Here is a 13,765-nt window from a genome sequence, read left to right as displayed (position 1 = left end):
CTTTCCTTTATTAAATTAATTTTTAATCCGCATAATGACCGATATAAACTTAAGTAAGAAAGTAGTTGTAAGTAATATGTGCTTATTCTGTAAAATTGCAAAAAAGGAAGAGTCTGCATATATTGTTTATGAGGACGAGTATACTATAGCTTTTTTAGATAAATTCCCATTAGCGCCTGGCCACACATTAGTAGTTACAAAAGAACACTTTGATGATTTTCTAAATACTAAAAAAGAGTATTTAGAAAAACTAGCATTTTCTTCAAATATAGTTAGCAGGGCAGTAAAAGAGTCAGTGAAATCTTCTGGAATAAGACTTCTAACTAATGTAGGAAAAAGTGCAGGTCAAGTTATATTTCATGTTCATATTCATATAATACCTACTTGGGACGGCTCTTATCCTGAGGAATTTTCTTATTTCGAGCCTAGGAAAGAGCAACGTAAAGAATATTATGAATTCTTACAAAGAGTTATTAGTCAGAATGTTAAAAATATTTTAAGTTTATAGGTGAGAAACCGTTGGGCATAAGGGAAGAGTTGGAATCTCGCTTTGGCGATAACTTTTCTGATAGTTTAGTTGAAAGGCTATCACATACAGTAGATATGGGATTTGTTCCTGAACTTGTATGGTCAGGAATTAAAATAAATATTATTCCAGACTATGTAGTTTATCCCAAATCTGCTGAAGATGTAATAGATTTAGTAAAAATAGCGTTAAAGTATGACGTGCCAATAACTCCTTATGGTAGAGGTACAAATAGGTATGGAAATGCAATTCCTGCAGATGGTGGTATCCTAGTAGATTTCTCTAAGATGGATAAAGTTGAAATAGATGAAGCAAATAAAATAGCTATAGTAGAGCCTGGGGCTACTTGGAAGCTTATAGATATAGCAGCGCAACAAAAAGGTCTTCAGTTAAGAACTTTTCCGTCGTCATACGATTCAACAGCTGGAGGAGGCATAGCCGGAGACGCTTTAGGAATAGGCTCTTATGAGTATGGATTCATTTGCGATAATATTAGCTTTATTGATATGGTAAATCCAAAGGGTGAATTAGTTCATTTAGAAGGAAAAGATCTTGCAATAGCTTGTGGAGCTGAAGGAACTACAGGAATAATTGTTAAAGCAGGAATTAAATTAAGGCAATTTAGTAATACTGAAGCAATGGTAATCTCTTTTGACGACTTTGATAAGACTTACAACGCAATAGGAGAATTTTATAGAGAAGTAATTCCAGCTTGGCATATACAAGTTAGAGGTCCTGCAATATCTAGTTATATTGCAGAGAAATTTAAAGCATCTTTAGATCCAGGAAAGTGGAACATGGTAAGATTATATCCTTCACCTAGGTCTTCGATTGTAGAACCTAAATTATATAGAATAGCACAGACATATGGAGGAAGGATCTTTGAAGGAGAATGGACAGGATGGTGGTCATTCAATCACGGTGTTAATGCAGCTCTAAGAACTAAGGGTTTATTAATTCATCAGCACGGTTTAATACATTATACTAAAATAAAGGAACTAATAGAAGGCCTTGAAAAGAATATAGGTAAGTTAGGTACTCTAAATGAAGATAATGGTTTTGATCTGGATATAGACTTAGAGAGAAGAGAAGTTCTTTTAGTAAATGCCTTTACTCAAGCATCATTATCTCCAGTTGATAAGAGAATTATCTATGAGTTGGCTAAAAATACTTTGATGATGGGCGAATACATAAAAGTAGGAGGATCTATGCTATCTATAGGAATATTTGTTCATAAGTACGCTAAGAATAGGCTAAGTACCATGGGAAGAACTTTTCAAGAACTAGGCGTTGATAGGTACGAGGAAATAAAGAAGTATAAAGAAGAAATGGATCCTAATGAAATATTTAATCCTGGAAAAGTATTTGATCCTAAGCGTAGGGCTAAAGCAGTTCTAGAGATAGTAGGAAAGCAGCAAGAAGCCTTAAGGTTTAGGTTTGGAATAGGCTTCGCTAAAGCGTTAATGCCAGGTGGCGAAATAGAAGGTTATAAGGTTGCTAAGCGTTACCTCGATATTTTCGTAGATTACGCATTAACTTGTATAGACTGTGCTATGTGCGTAACAGTATGCCCTCAGTTTAAACTAGTTCCTCAATGGCCTTATGCTCCTAAAGGAATGTTTGACTTTACTAGAGGAGTAATAAGCTATTATGAGTTACATAATTCAGTTGACATTCCGGATAGTGCAATAGCGGAAATATCTGGATGCCATAAGTGCGGATTATGTGATGGCGTTTGCCCTGCTAAAACACCAATCTCTACTCTTTTAATTAAGCTGAATAGTCTTGTTGCAAAGAAGATTCCAGAAGAAAAAGTTCCTGATACTCCTATTCCAGTTAAATATAATGATATTATTGATGAAAATAGTGAAATAGGATTATGGTTAGGTAAATATGTAATTGAAAATCCTACAGTACTATTCTCGTCTTTAGAATTACTCAAAAAGCTCGGAATAAGAATAAAGTTATTTAATACTTCTAATGATAGCGGATTTTTGCAATATATAAGCGGAAATGGAAAAGATCTTACAGAAATAATGAAAAATAATTTAGAGAAAATGAAGAATATATCTGAGCTAATTACTTTAACGCCGGAGGACTATAAAGCGTTCTCCGAGGCTTATAAAGAATATGCAAAATTTGCGGGAGTAAATATTGAAGCAGAGGCTACTCCTTTAGAACTAAGGCTATTAAAATCTATACAATTTGAGGGTAATGAAGAAATAACTCTTCACGTAGCATGTTTTTCATCAACTTACGCAGATGATATAATAAAAAGACTTAGAGATAAGGGATTTAAAGTAAGGAAAGTTGAAGGATGTTCTGGTGCTATATTAGAGAAAAATATAGGTAAAAGAGCAGATATGATGGCTAAAGCTTTAGGAGAGAAGTATCAAAATCTGATAACTTTATGTCCATTAGCTGCTGTGAAATTCAGAAGTGTTGGTATAAACGCAAAGACTTTAATAGAATTTATTGCTGAAAAAGTTGGTGTCAATATAGCAATAGAAGCTACAGAATATAAAATACCTCAATCTGTAAAAGATAAAATAAGTGAAATAATAAATAATGAAATTATTGCTTCTTTAAGTAAAAGAATTCAAATTCTTGTGGATACAGTATCTTTTGTATCTTCTGGAGAAGTCGAATATAAGAAAATAATAGAACCAGTAATTACAGAGGCTGTAGATGAAGCTGGCAATAATATTCTTAAAAAAATTAGAGAAATTATAGATAACGAAACTTCTGGCAAATCCGAAGCAGAGAAAATTGTTATAAAGTCTGCATTCATAAAAGAGCTGTCAGCAATTATAATGTCTCTTACGCTTCAGCCTATAATTGAGTTAATAATTAAGCAAGTAAAATCCAATACTTCAGAGGATTTCGATCAAAGAATTATGGCAAACGCTATTCTAGAATTATTAAGAGAGAAAGAGGACTCACTAAATAAGTCTATAGTAAACTTGTGAGACTTTAGCTTAAAATTTTTGTACGTAAGATTCTTTTATGCCAAAAATTTACTTGGGTACGGCAGGCATTCCTTTATCTGCCAAAGGTAAAAGCACTATTGAAGGCGTAAAGAAAGTAAAAGAGCTGGGTCTCAATGCTATGGAAGTAGAATTTGTACAAGGAGTAAAGATGAGTATTGAAAAGGCGAAAGAATTAGGTGAAGTTGCAAAAACTATAGGAGTAAGATTATCAGTACATGCTCCATATTATATAAATTTGTGCTCAGAGGAAAAAGAAAAAATAGAAGCATCTAAAAATAGAATATTGGAAACTGCAACTAGAGCTGAAGCTATGGGAGCAGACGCTATAGCAATACATATAGCATTTTATGGAAAAAAATCTAAGAGAGAAGAATGCTTAGATGAAGTTAAATCTGGTCTAGGAGAGATTTTAGATAAATCTAAGGAACTAGGTATAATGAATGTGAAGTTTGGAATAGAAACAATGGCTAAAGAAACTGCAATAGGAACTTTAGATGAAGTTATTTTGCTATCAAAGGAACTTGATAGACAGATAATTCCATATATAGATTGGGCTCATACTTTTGCCAGACAAGGAGGACAGATAGATTATGGAGAAATTTTAGATAGACTAACTAAGGAACTAGGTTTAACTCATATAAATTCTCATTTTGAAGGACTAGAAATAAGAAATGGCAAATATGTCGATATACACAGATCCATAGTCTATAATACTCCGCCTTTTGAGCCTTTAGCAAGGGAAATTCTGAAAAGAAATATTTCAATAACATTAATTTGCGAAAGTCCAGAGCTCGAAAACGATGCATTAAGAATGAAAAAGATATTAGAAGATCTTGGATATAAATTTGGTGAATAAAAATTGTTTTTAGTTGCTTCAGATTACGATAGAACGTTAGCTAGCGAGAAGAATGGTTTTGTAATTTCAGACGAAGTTAAAGAGAAAGTTAATGAATTTTCAAAGAAATATCCATTCGTAGTAGTAACTGGCAGAGAAAGAAAATTCATTAATGTTTTAGCAAAAGGATTAAATCCTACAGCATGGGTTTTAGAGAATGGTCCTCTTTTGCTTATAGGAGAAAAAGAGATACACTTAGTAAATAAGGAATGGTTTGAAATAAGACAAAGTATAGTTGAAAAATTGGAAAAATTAGGCTTAAGATATTCCGTCGGCAAGATAATTATTTATCTTGATAATGTAGGAAACTTTAGTAATAAATTAAGATTTGATTGTGCTAGAGTGGAGTGGAATAGAAACGATGCTATGATAATGCCTAAAAATATGGATAAAGGTAAAGGCCTACTAGAACTTGTAAAAATTCTAAATTTTAAAGGCAAAATTATAGCTATTGGAGACAGTCAGAACGATATTCCACTATTTAAAGTAGCAGATTATAAGGTAGCTGTAGCTAATGCTCTAGATGAAGTAAAAAAGATTGCTGATTTAGTTCTAAATGAGGAGAATGGTAAAGGAGTGATCTCATTACTTGAAATGATAGAATCAGGTAATCTTTTTAAAAAGATAGATATCAACTAAAAATTTATGAATATTGTTTCTATGCCATGGATAGTAATATCCTATTTCAAAATTAGTAGTTATTACTTCGCTTGAAAATCCTTTTTTTCTGGCAATATTTTTAATTATTTCCTCAGATTTCTCATTACTTTTATGAATGGAATATACAACGTCATTTGATAAATCTAACGCTGAGTTTAGGAAAATTAGATCATAACCTTTTCTCTTAACTCCAAAGGGTGGATTTTCAATTACAGTATCAAATTTTGACTGAGAGTAAAAATACTCAACGTCTGCGTTGATGAAGTCTGCGTCTATTCCTAGTTCTTTAAAGACTTTTTTAGCTAACGTAATGCTTTCATTATCGATCTCTATACAAGCACAATAAGCTCCTAGAAAACTCGCAGCTGCACAAAATCTTCCTGTGCCACAACCTAGATCTGCCACTCTTTTTCCTTTAATTTCTCCTCTGAGAAACGCTAACCATACGAGGTCAGCAACGACTTCTGGCGGAGTTAAATACTGCTCTAAGAAAATTTTGGGATTAGGATGTGGAGGAATTTTACTTACTAATAGTTCAACTTCTCTTTTATTAATTTTACTGCTTGTAATAGATTATTCACCTTATTTTCCTTAATTTCTGGATAATAATTAAATCTGTCTAATAGTATTGCATCTAGATAGGCTCTTCTAGCACCTACTACATCTATTTCATAAACGTCTCCTATATGAATTCCATCTCCTCCAGCCATTCTTTTTGCATAGTAGAAAATTTTTGGGTGAGGCTTCATTACTCCTAAATCGCAAGATGCTACTATTCCATCAAGGTATTTTATTAAATTGAGCTCTCTAATTATTTTATGTATGCTTGACGTGGCGTTACTTACTAATATCACTTTTAATCCCATTTTTTTAACTTCCTCCAAAAACGGTATTGCATCGTCGAATAATTCATATTTATTTGAAAGATAAGATCTACTTTCTAAATCTTTAATAACTTTATCGTTTGCTACTAATCCTAATCTATAGAATAAATCTCTAAAATCAATGTTTGATAGCCCTCCTACTTCGGGATGCGGAAAATGATGATTACCTAATTGTTGCATTAAGGCTCTAAACACTTCTCTCTCATCTACATCGAAACCTTTCTCTCTGATAGCGTTAGTTACAGCTTCATAATATCTGGGTGTGAATTTTACTAGCGTTTCGCCCATATCAACAAAAATAGCCTTCATTCATTATTTTTTCCTTTCTTTCTTATTAAAAAGCTTGGAGGCTTTATTCTCTCCGATTTACAAATTGGGCATTTACTAGGTTTTTTAGGAATTTCTAATTTAAATACATATCCACAGTCCTCACATTCAGGAGGAAACATAATTATAATGAAATCCTTTCTTTTAGATGATTTAGCTAAATGATATATATGAGAATAAACTTCTTTTTCCTTTTTTATCCCTAGAATCTTCATTATCTGCTTAGCAGTAAGAGGCTCGTCCGCGTACATTAAAAGGTAAAAAATCTTTTCTCTAGTAGTTAAAAAATCGTACTCCATTAAGTTATCTTCTTAATTCTTGCTTATAAGCAATTCTGAATACATATCATCCACTTTTCTAACGATGTCTTCATTTTTAGCTCCATTAACCATTGCAAGTATTGAAGCTCCTCCTGCTCCTACACCTTCTTTTACGTATCCTTCTTCATAGACTCTTATTCCTTTATGTTTAGATTTAGAGAAATCTAAATCTGCATAAATTAGACTTACGCCAACTTGCTTAGCTAGTGAAATTATATCTGAGCATCTATCCTTAACTATCCATTTAGTAGTTCCTATTGCAATGTCTTTTAATTTTTCTTTATTAAATTCCTTTATTATTGCAGCAGCTGCAGTCATCTGAGTACCTCCTGCTAATAAGATCTTTCCTTTGAATCCTAGTGAAATTCCTGCCACTGAAATCAGCATTGGATCTGCTAATTTCGCAATCTTCCCTAGCGTATTACTAGGGAGATTCTTAAGAGCATCTAAAACTACTTTCCTCTTTAATTCTTTAGGATTAGTAGGCGATGCAGAACTTACTTTATCTATTGCATTATATCCTAAACCTTGTAATACAGCCATGGCAGTAGTAGTTCCGGCAGGAATTGATTCACCTATGACTAAGAGATCATAAGTATTGGATAATTCCTCACCTAAAAGAGTAGAATTTTCAATTATTCTCTGTGTTGTTTCTAAATCTAGCGAATATTTTCTGATATCCCCTCCGGGTTTTCCTCCTACATCTATAAAAGGTATTTTTGGTAGAATTTTACTTCCTGCATTTACAACAAGTTTAGTCACTTTAGTGAAAGATAAGGAAGCCCTAGTTACTAAAGCTGGTGTTGGAATTCCATCAGGAGTGATGGGCACTGTATTTATTACCTTACATTTTCCAAGAACTAAAAATTCCGCATCTGCAGCGGGTGTAAAGTGAGTTAGCTCTGGAGAAGCACCTGCAACTGTAATGCCTGGTATTAAACTTACGTCTGTAGTTGCTATTACAAGAATAAATGGATAATTCTTTGCTGTTTTAAGATTCTCAATAAAACTTCCTAATACTTCCTTTATCATGTAACTCTATATATTCTGATGAATAAAATTTTTACGTGTTTTGGGAAGCTTATAGAAAGGTAGAGAAAGGTACAGAGGTATCTTTAGAAGAATTTAGATCTAATAACGAATTAAAATCTGATGTGAAAGAAGGTATTATAGAGTTATATAAAGAAGTATTAAACGAGGCAAGAAGACTTATTAATGAGCCAGATGATGAAAAATTGTTTTTAGAATTATTTAGAAGAAATGTTATAGATTCTTATCTCTTGCAAGAATTAATTGACATTATGAATATAATAAAGAATTTACATAAAACTGACGATGACGTAATATATGGTTTACTTGTGAGGATTATGGAGGACTTAGAAGAATTGTTTTATTCGGTAAAAAAGTTTTTAAATTAGTTTTCGCAATCGAACATGTGTTCGGAATATGACAGATTACGCCGAGTTAATAAAGAGAATTAAAGAACTAAAGAGAGAAAAGAACGCTATTATTTTAGGGCATAATTATATGGACTACGCAGTTCAGCTAGTTTCAGACTTTACTGGAGATTCTTACGATCTAGCAGTAAAGGTGATGAAAACTAATGCCGACATTATAGTGTTTGCTGGAGTATATTTCATGGCAGAACAAGCCGCAGCTTTAAATCAGGATAAGTTAGTATTATCTCCAGATCCTAAAGCCGGATGTACGTTATCTGACGCATTAGATGTTGATACATTAAAGAAATTTAAGGAAGAATACTCGCACGCTCCAGTAGTTTTATATATAAATACTAGTATTTATGCAAAAGCGTTAGCAGACTATATAGTTACTTCTTCTACTGCAGTAAAGATTGTTAAAGCTTTAGATTCCGATGTTGTATTATTTGGGCCAGATGCGAATTTAGCAAATTATGTTGAAAAGAAAACAGGAAAGAAGATAATCAAAGTACCACCAAATGGTAGATGTTTAGTTCATGCTTCATATGTTAAGCAGTTTGTAGAAATGGCAAGGAAGAAATATCCAAACGCAGTATTAATGGCTCATCCAGAATCTCCTTTAGAAATCTTGGAAGCTGCAGATTTTGTAGGATCAACTAATCAAATGATAAAATTCGCAAAGGAAAGTAAATACAAGGAATTTATAGTAGCCACCGAGATAGGTATGTTAAATGCACTAAAACTTCAAGTTCCAGATAAAGTATTTTATCCATTAATAAGTACGGAATCGTGTGCTTGTGCTAGATGCCCATACATGGCAATGATAACATTAGAGAAAATAGAGAACTCATTGGAGAATGAAGTTACAAAGGTAATAGTTCCAAAAGATGTTGCAGAAAAAGCAAAAGAAGCATTTGAAAGAACTATGAAACTTCTTGAGAAATTGAGTTAATAGTTTTTTCGATCTCCTCTTCTGTATTATAAAAATGAGTTGAAATTCTGATTCCTTCTCCTCTAGGCGAAACTATTATATTTCTTTGAGCAAGGCGGGAAGCTATTTCCTTAGGTTTCTTAACTTTTATTACTACTATTCCAGCCCTCTTCTCCTTTGGAGTTATTACCTCAAATTTTTTGTCCTCTGCAAGGTCTATAGCATATGCTGACAATTGTAAAACCCTCTTTTCAATTTCATCTTCATGAGAACTGATAATCTCTGCCGATTTAGATAGACCTAAATTAGCTGCAATATCTATTGTTCCTATCTCAATTCTTCTAGGTCCCTTCTCTAGTTCAAACTTAGTAGGATCGAAATCTAAGTAATTTTTTGCCGACTTCCATCCGTAAAATGGAGGATCTTCCAAAAGTCCTTTTCTTATATACATAAAACCAGATCCTTGAGGAGACATCAACCATTTATATCCTCCTGCTACTGCAAAGTCGATACCTAAATCTTTAACATTTATTTTAATCGCACCAGCACTCTGTATTATATCTAGTAAAACTAATGCACCAACTTTTTTCGCTTTTGTCACAATTTTTTGTACGTCTATTCTTACTCCAGAATTAAAACTCACGTGGCTTATTGACACAATTTTTGTATTTTCATCTATGTTTTCTATTATTTTATCTTCAATATCATAAGGAGAAGCATTTACTATTCTCTTTTCTAATTTTTTTATTTTAAGAAAAGGATAAACTGTAGCAGGAAACTCCAAGCTATCGGTTACTACATTAGATTTATCGTCGTATTCTAGTCCGTGTGCAACTTCATTGATTCCAAAACTAGTGTTAGGTATTAATGAAATCTCTAAAGGATCGGCTTTAATTAAATTTGATATATTTTTCCTTATATGGAATAATTCATCTTTTTGTTCCTCATTATCTGCAATCGTACCAGATTTACTTACTTCATATAGATACCTAAATGTTTCATAAAGTACTGGTAACGGTGTGGGAGAAAGGGCCGCATGGTTAAGGTAAATATAATTTTTAGTAGCTGGTACTAGCTCTCTAAAATCTTCCCAAAACATAACAACAATGTAAATTAACTTTATAAAAAATCTTTTATTGGTAAGTTCATTCTAGGACAATTTTTGGAAATTCCCACTTTTTCTCCTTAAAGATCTCATAAGGTATTGAATATCCTTCTGCATAAGAAGGCGTTTTGGGAACTATGAAAATCTCGTTAGAGTGAGCTTTTATTTTTTGTACTATTTTATCCAATTCCTTATAATTTATATGTATTTCCATTAAATATTTATTACCTATTTTCGCAGACCATAAGGTATTGGGATGAAATATTACCTCCTTATCGGCTATAATATCTAATATCGTATCATTGATACCTAGTGTATATAAAAATCCTTGTAGTACATGCTTAATATGGCTGTAATGTGGTGATAAATAATATGGAATATAAGGATTTGCTTGCAATTTAACTATAAGATTTATATCTTCTTCGTCTGGTTTCACTATTTTTCCGCGCTTATTAAATTGTAAGAGTCTATCACAAGTCCACATATTCTGATCAAAATTAAAGCAAGATATATCTCTGTAGTACCTTTTTGTCTCACTAATTTCAAATATTTCGCATTCTACTATATTTTCATCTCTTAACTTTTTTACTGCGGTCTGAATACTATTTAGTGCGTCTTTATTAGTATAAATTACTAACATGAATTTGTTTTCTTCTAAATCTGCTCTAAATAAATTTACTAAAGGAAAGAATAATTTTTTGGATGTAGATAGTTTTATTTTAGAATTTTTACATAGAAGTAATATTTTTTGTAATTGAAGATTTTCAGCTAATAATCCTGTGAATAATGCCAAGTGATATTTATATTTTAAAATGTTAATGGATTTTATTACATTAATAATAGATATACCCGTAATTTTAGCTATTGCGAGTGGATTTCCGCCAACCTTAGTAATAGCACTTATAATATCAGCAAGTTGCATAAACTTATTTAAAATATCTTAAATTAAACTTTTCTAGAATATGTAAAATGCCTTAAATTGAATTTACGCACAGATTATTTGTTAACTTTTACTATTTTTCCACCACAGTACGGACATTCCTTTAAATATAGGTTAAACTTCCTTTTGCACTCTTGACACATATATATAAATTTCTTTTCGTTAATAGCCATTTTATTTAATTTGACTGATTTAAACGGAATATTAAATCTTAGGAGAACATTCTGTAAGGATAAATCGTCGGTAAAAACCAATGAAGGCGAAAGATCTAAGGAAAGTGCGATTATTGAAATATCGGTTTTCGATAAAGTTTGTTCGTTTATTTCCTTAATTGCTTTTAGCACTTTATTAATGGAGTTTTTAGACGGCTCCATTACTATAACTTTTCCAGAACTAGTAGCTAGACTAAGTGAATTTCGTGAAGCAAGATCTTTTACTTCATTTATTACGTATGGCGTTGTATACACTTTATTAAGTAAATTTTCTAGGCCTGCTAGGAATCCAGCCGTATCAAGAATTATATTTCTATTTATCTCCATTCAGTATCCTCCTTAGTGGATCTATATCAAAAAATCTATATATTATAGCTTTTTTAGGACTTAGTTTAACCTTTATTTCACTTCCCTCATTTATAACTTTTAGTAAATCACCGTCACTAGTAACTCTTATTTTTTGCGGATATCCTTTACTCTCTACTTTCACTTTTATTTCAGTTGGTGGTAATACTATGGATCTTAAAGGAGAAAGAACTGGATTAATAAATGCTACCTCCATTGCGTTTATACCATATAATATGTTTCCAGTAGCAGAAAGGCTCCATCCAGTAGTTCCTTGAGGTGTTGAAATTAGAACTCCGTCTCCTTCAATTTGTATTTCTGAATTTAAAAATGATAACGTTAATAATATGGTTTCAGGCTGATCTGCTAAAATTCCTGTTTCGTTAAATGCTAATGAAGAAATTCCACATATATTTGTCTCTAAAAGTGGATACTCTTGTATTTTATAATCATTTTCCTTAAGTCTTTTAAATACTTCATCTATAGACTCAGGATTAACGTCCATTAAAAAACCTCTTCTTCCTGCCTTAATTGCTATAACCGGCTTATTTAGTTTGATGGCTTTTAAAAGGGTTCCATCCCCGCCTACAGCTATTATTATATCTGGATTTTGTTCGTCTATCTCAAATCCTTGAGACTTGGCAGTACTTATAATTTTTTGCACAATTTCTAGGATTTGACTCGAGGGCTTACTAACTATCTTAATTCTCATTCAATGATATTTCTAAGCATAGATTATAATAGTCTTCTTTTTGATGCTATTATGGCAATGAAAGGCTATTCAATCTTTTTTGCGAGAATAATATACGCAATAAGTTGGTTTTACTTAGCGCCTGCAATACCTTATATAATACTCACTTTTAAAGTTCCGTTAAATTTAGCTGGGTTAATTCCATTTTCTTTCTTTTTAGGTTCAGGTAGTATGCAAATACCTTCTGCATTTATTTCTTCTAAGCTAGGTTCTAGGAATACTTTGGTTTTAGGATTATTTATAATGTCTTTGTCTGCATTTCTTATTGGAGTTTCAAAAGTTTTTTATCAAATTTTAGTATTTTATTTTATGGCAGGTGTTGGGGCTTCTATGTTCTTTTCTACTGGTGCTGCAATTTTAGCGTACTTAAATGAGAAAAAAGTGAGTACTGCACTTGGAGTTTATAATTCTATGTTTGCATTAGGAGGAATAATAGGATTAAATTGGATTATTTTAGATGAAAAATTGGGCTTTTCAATTTCTTCAGCAATATTATCTATTCTTACAATATTAGCTGCTATTGTTAACATTAATAAGCCGAATTTAAAGATGAATTGGAAGATAATTAAAGATAAAAACTCCTTTATAATTGGTGTCGCATCTGCCGGAGTATGGGGAATATATTATGTTGTAGGAGAATTATTTCCATCTTTCGCAAAATTCTACTTAGGTATACAAATTCTGCAGAGTAGTGAATTTACTTCAATTCTTCTCCTTTCATCAATGTTCGGGGGCTTACTTGGTTTTTTAGGAGATAGAATGGATAAAATAAAATTACTAATTATATCATCATTATTAGGTAGCATTCCAGCTTTACTTCTCTATACTAAATATTATATTCTAGGAATAATAATAATGGGTCTCTTTAATGAGCTTTCTATATCAATAGTATATGCTATAGCTTCTATAGGTAAGGGAATTAATTCCGGAATTTCGTTAGCAGAAGTAAATTCACTAAATATATTAATTGGAAGCTTGTTTGAACCTATTGGAAGTTTAGCTGGAAATATGATATGGGTAGTTACGACAATACTGTCTCTTATTCCTTTAATTTTGCTAAAGAAGCTTAAGGTGAACGTCTAATTGAAACAATAATTGGGAAAAATCTGCTCTCATTTATTATTTCTAGCGTTCCTACCGCATTTAATAATCTAATTTTGAAAACTTTTTCTCTAGGTCCTCCATTTATCCTGATTGTTGCCCATCCTGTTCCTCCATTTATTATTATTGCGCATTTTCCGTTAATGTTAATCTTTACCGAAGAAAGAGGAGGAATTTTATAATTTTCATCAATATAATAGTCACCTACATATTTTAAGCCCTCAGTTACTATCTTTCTAAAATATTTACCCCACAATCCCCATAATATAAAATAAGGGATAACCAATAGCATGAATAAGCATAACTGCATTAAAACTTCAATTATTGTTCTTAATTTTA

16 protein-coding genes are annotated in these 13,765 nt (G+C 31.9%); 7 read left to right on the top strand and 9 right to left on the bottom strand.

Annotation, left to right across the window (positions count from 1 at the left end):
- Positions 1 to 34 precede the first annotated feature (34 nt).
- Genes D1866_RS06780 through D1866_RS06765 form a run of 4 tightly spaced genes read left to right on the top strand, consistent with a single transcriptional unit; the run spans position 35 to position 5,050 of the window.
- Positions 35 to 508: an HIT family protein gene (locus D1866_RS06780; RefSeq protein WP_152941746.1), complete on the top strand. Its 474-nt coding sequence runs from the start codon at positions 35 to 37 to the stop codon at positions 506 to 508.
- Positions 509 to 519: 11 nt separating this feature from the next.
- Entirely contained in the window at positions 520 to 3,495 is a 2,976-nt protein-coding gene (locus D1866_RS06775; RefSeq protein ID WP_152941748.1) for an FAD-binding and (Fe-S)-binding domain-containing protein, read from the top strand.
- Positions 3,496 to 3,532: 37 nt separating this feature from the next.
- Entirely contained in the window at positions 3,533 to 4,372 is an 840-nt protein-coding gene (locus D1866_RS06770; protein ID WP_152941750.1) for a TIM barrel protein, read from the top strand.
- Positions 4,373 to 4,375: 3 nt separating this feature from the next.
- Positions 4,376 to 5,050, top strand: a complete 675-nt coding sequence (locus D1866_RS06765) for a phosphoglycolate phosphatase (protein WP_152941752.1) — start codon at positions 4,376 to 4,378, stop codon at positions 5,048 to 5,050.
- Here the strand turns inward: D1866_RS06765 and D1866_RS06760 are convergent.
- The 4 genes from D1866_RS06760 to cobT all read right to left on the bottom strand — a co-directional run bounded on the left by D1866_RS06760 (position 5,015) and on the right by cobT (position 7,634).
- Positions 5,015 to 5,476 carry an METTL5 family protein gene (locus D1866_RS06760; RefSeq protein WP_338025378.1) on the bottom strand — a complete coding sequence of 154 codons (462 nt, stop codon included), beginning with the start codon at positions 5,474 to 5,476 and terminating at the stop codon, positions 5,015 to 5,017. The two genes, D1866_RS06765 and D1866_RS06760, sit on opposite strands and share 36 nt — an antisense overlap.
- Before the next feature lie 122 nt (positions 5,477 to 5,598).
- A complete protein-coding gene (locus D1866_RS06755; RefSeq protein ID WP_152941754.1) occupies positions 5,599 to 6,264 on the bottom strand; it encodes an HAD family hydrolase in 666 nt (221 codons plus the stop codon).
- Positions 6,261 to 6,581 (bottom strand): transcriptional regulator, encoded by a 321-nt coding sequence (locus D1866_RS06750; RefSeq protein WP_152941757.1) that lies wholly within the window; start codon positions 6,579 to 6,581, stop codon positions 6,261 to 6,263. Before D1866_RS06750 ends, D1866_RS06755 begins: the two co-directional genes overlap by 4 nt.
- Positions 6,582 to 6,593: 12 nt before the next feature.
- Complete coding sequence (gene cobT, locus D1866_RS06745) at positions 6,594 to 7,634, bottom strand: nicotinate mononucleotide-dependent phosphoribosyltransferase CobT (RefSeq protein WP_152941759.1); 1,041 nt, start codon at positions 7,632 to 7,634, stop codon at positions 6,594 to 6,596.
- Between the two features lie 35 nt (positions 7,635 to 7,669).
- On the opposite strand from cobT, the gene D1866_RS06740 reads away from it, so the two are divergent.
- Complete coding sequence (locus D1866_RS06740; RefSeq protein WP_152941761.1) at positions 7,670 to 8,020, top strand: hypothetical protein; 351 nt, start codon at positions 7,670 to 7,672, stop codon at positions 8,018 to 8,020.
- A 28-nt stretch (positions 8,021 to 8,048) separates the two neighbouring features.
- The gene (nadA, locus tag D1866_RS06735; RefSeq protein ID WP_152941763.1) at positions 8,049 to 8,993 is read left to right on the top strand and encodes a quinolinate synthase NadA; all 945 of its coding nucleotides are present in this window, start codon (positions 8,049 to 8,051) and stop codon (positions 8,991 to 8,993) included.
- On the opposite strand, the gene D1866_RS06730 is transcribed toward nadA, so the two are convergent.
- The 4 genes from D1866_RS06730 to D1866_RS06715 form a co-directional block, all read right to left on the bottom strand.
- Positions 8,965 to 10,071 carry an aminotransferase class V-fold PLP-dependent enzyme gene (locus tag D1866_RS06730; protein ID WP_152941765.1) on the bottom strand — a complete coding sequence of 369 codons (1,107 nt, stop codon included), beginning with the start codon at positions 10,069 to 10,071 and terminating at the stop codon, positions 8,965 to 8,967. The genes nadA and D1866_RS06730 overlap by 29 nt on opposite strands.
- A 46-nt stretch (positions 10,072 to 10,117) precedes the next feature.
- Positions 10,118 to 10,999, bottom strand: a complete 882-nt coding sequence (locus D1866_RS06725) for an HD domain-containing protein (RefSeq protein WP_152941767.1) — start codon at positions 10,997 to 10,999, stop codon at positions 10,118 to 10,120.
- A gap of 74 nt (positions 11,000 to 11,073) precedes the next feature.
- Positions 11,074 to 11,556, bottom strand: a complete 483-nt coding sequence (locus D1866_RS06720) for an NOB1 family endonuclease (protein WP_152941769.1) — start codon at positions 11,554 to 11,556, stop codon at positions 11,074 to 11,076.
- Complete coding sequence (locus D1866_RS06715) at positions 11,543 to 12,286, bottom strand: NAD(+)/NADH kinase (RefSeq protein ID WP_152941771.1); 744 nt, start codon at positions 12,284 to 12,286, stop codon at positions 11,543 to 11,545. The genes D1866_RS06720 and D1866_RS06715 overlap by 14 nt, the downstream gene beginning before the upstream one ends.
- Before the next feature lie 51 nt (positions 12,287 to 12,337).
- On the opposite strand from D1866_RS06715, the gene D1866_RS06710 reads away from it, so the two are divergent.
- A complete protein-coding gene (locus tag D1866_RS06710; protein ID WP_231136261.1) occupies positions 12,338 to 13,408 on the top strand; it encodes an MFS transporter in 1,071 nt (356 codons plus the stop codon).
- On the opposite strand, the gene D1866_RS06705 is transcribed toward D1866_RS06710, so the two are convergent.
- Complete coding sequence (locus tag D1866_RS06705; RefSeq protein ID WP_231136260.1) at positions 13,392 to 13,736, bottom strand: hypothetical protein; 345 nt, start codon at positions 13,734 to 13,736, stop codon at positions 13,392 to 13,394. The genes D1866_RS06710 and D1866_RS06705 overlap by 17 nt on opposite strands.
- Between the last annotated feature and the right edge of the window lie 29 nt (positions 13,737 to 13,765).

It is taken from the genome of Acidianus ambivalens (genome assembly GCF_009729015.1).
Classification (GTDB): Archaea; Thermoproteota; Thermoprotei_A; order Sulfolobales; family Sulfolobaceae; genus Acidianus; species Acidianus ambivalens.
The sequence above is the reverse complement of the archived record's forward strand: the minus strand, read 5'-3'. Positions and strand labels throughout refer to the sequence as shown.

What these genes read in the sequence shown, in the direction of transcription:
- D1866_RS06755 (WP_152941754.1), bottom strand. Translation starts at nt 6,264, where the DNA reads ATGAAGGCTATTTTTGTTGATATGGGCGAAACGCTAGTAAAATTCACA.
- D1866_RS06705 (WP_231136260.1), bottom strand. Translation starts at nt 13,736, where the DNA reads ATGCAGTTATGCTTATTCATGCTATTGGTTATCCCTTATTTTATATTA.
- D1866_RS06720 (WP_152941769.1), bottom strand. Translation starts at nt 11,556, where the DNA reads ATGGAGATAAATAGAAATATAATTCTTGATACGGCTGGATTCCTAGCA.
- D1866_RS06750 (WP_152941757.1), bottom strand. Translation starts at nt 6,581, where the DNA reads ATGGAGTACGATTTTTTAACTACTAGAGAAAAGATTTTTTACCTTTTA.
- D1866_RS06725 (WP_152941767.1), bottom strand. Translation starts at nt 10,999, where the DNA reads ATGCAACTTGCTGATATTATAAGTGCTATTACTAAGGTTGGCGGAAAT.
- D1866_RS06770 (WP_152941750.1), top strand. Translation starts at nt 3,533, where the DNA reads ATGCCAAAAATTTACTTGGGTACGGCAGGCATTCCTTTATCTGCCAAA.
- nadA (WP_152941763.1), top strand. Translation starts at nt 8,049, where the DNA reads ATGACAGATTACGCCGAGTTAATAAAGAGAATTAAAGAACTAAAGAGA.
- cobT (WP_152941759.1), bottom strand. Translation starts at nt 7,634, where the DNA reads ATGATAAAGGAAGTATTAGGAAGTTTTATTGAGAATCTTAAAACAGCA.
- D1866_RS06730 (WP_152941765.1), bottom strand. Translation starts at nt 10,071, where the DNA reads ATGTTTTGGGAAGATTTTAGAGAGCTAGTACCAGCTACTAAAAATTAT.
- D1866_RS06715 (WP_152941771.1), bottom strand. Translation starts at nt 12,286, where the DNA reads ATGAGAATTAAGATAGTTAGTAAGCCCTCGAGTCAAATCCTAGAAATT.
- D1866_RS06710 (WP_231136261.1), top strand. Translation starts at nt 12,338, where the DNA reads ATGGCAATGAAAGGCTATTCAATCTTTTTTGCGAGAATAATATACGCA.
- D1866_RS06780 (WP_152941746.1), top strand. Translation starts at nt 35, where the DNA reads ATGACCGATATAAACTTAAGTAAGAAAGTAGTTGTAAGTAATATGTGC.